The sequence below is a fragment of the Ottowia flava genome, assembly GCF_008017535.1.
Lineage (GTDB): Bacteria > Pseudomonadota > Gammaproteobacteria > Burkholderiales > Burkholderiaceae_C > Ottowia > Ottowia flava.
In genome coordinates, this window is the sequence record NZ_VRUA01000050.1 from 1 (window position 1) to 1,157 (window position 1,157).

1 protein-coding gene and 1 other annotated feature are annotated in these 1,157 nt (G+C 64.1%); the gene reads left to right on the forward strand.

Annotated features, from left to right (window positions below):
• A protein-coding gene (locus FVQ98_RS19515) for an IS3 family transposase (protein ID WP_147915120.1) occupies positions 1-1,157 on the forward strand; the annotation gives its coding sequence in 2 pieces (ribosomal slippage) (positions 1-267 and positions 267-1,157; 1,158 coding nt annotated over the 2 pieces). This gene is flagged as partial in the annotation.
• Positions 257-373: a sequence feature (AL1L pseudoknot), on the forward strand. (Overlaps the previous gene by 117 nt.)

Consider the following 1,157-nt stretch of genomic DNA (forward strand, 5'->3'; position numbering starts at 1 on the left):
CGCCCGAGGTACGTGAGCGGGCGGTGAGAATGGTGCAAGAGCATCGCGGAGAGTACCCGTCGTTGTGGGCTTCCATCGAGTCCATTGCCCCCAAGATTGGCTGCGTGCCGCAGACGCTGAACGAATGGGTCAAACGCGCCGAGGTTGATGCTGGCGTGCGTGAAGGCGTCACCACCAGCGAGGCCCAGCGGGTCAAGGAGCTGGAACGCGAGAACAAAGAGCTGCGTCGAGCCAACGAGATATTGAAGCTGGCCAGCGCGTTTTTCGCCCAGGCGGAGCCGGGCCGCCGCCTGAAGTCCTGAAGGACTTCATCGACAAGCACCGGGATGCCTTCGGGGTCGAGCCGCTCTGCAAAGTCTTGCAGGTCGCCCCATCGGCATATCGAAGGCGCGCGGCGCTACGCAGAGAGCCTCACAGGCGCTGTGCCCGAGCTCATCGCGACGAGGTGCTGGTGCCACAGATTGAACGCGTCTGGCAGGCCAACATGCAGGTCTACGGTGCTGACAAAGTGTGGCGACAGCTGGCACGCGAAGGCATTGTCGTGGCCCGCTGCACAGTCGAGCGCTTGATGCGCAAGCTCGGGCTGCGCGGTGTGATGCGAGGCAAGGTCGTACGCACGACCGTGGGCGACGCAAAGGCGCCATGCCCGCTGGACCGGGTGAACCGGCAGTTCCGGGCCGAGCGACCCAACCAGCTGTGGGTCAGCGACTTCACCTACGTCTCGACCTGGCAGGGCTGGCTGTACGTGGCCTTCGTTGTTGACGTGTTCTCACGGCGCATCGTGGGCTGGCGTGTGAGCAGCTCAATGCGCACGGACTTCGTGCTCGATGCATTGGAGCAGGCCCTGTATGCCCGCCAGCCCGAGCGCGATGGAGGCCTGGTCTGTCACTCGGATAGGGGCTCTCAGTACGTCAGCATTCGCTACACCGAGCGACTCGCCGAGGCCGGTATCGAGCCGTCCGTGGGCAGCAGGGGCGACAGCTACGACAACGCCTTGGCCGAGACCATCAACGGGCTCTACAAGGCCGAACTCATCCACCGCCGAGCGCCATGGAAGACCAGGGAAGCTGTGGAGTTCGCCACGCTCGAATGGGTGTCCTGGTTCAACCACCATCGCCTGCTCGAACCCATCGGATACATCCCGCCAGCAGAGGCTG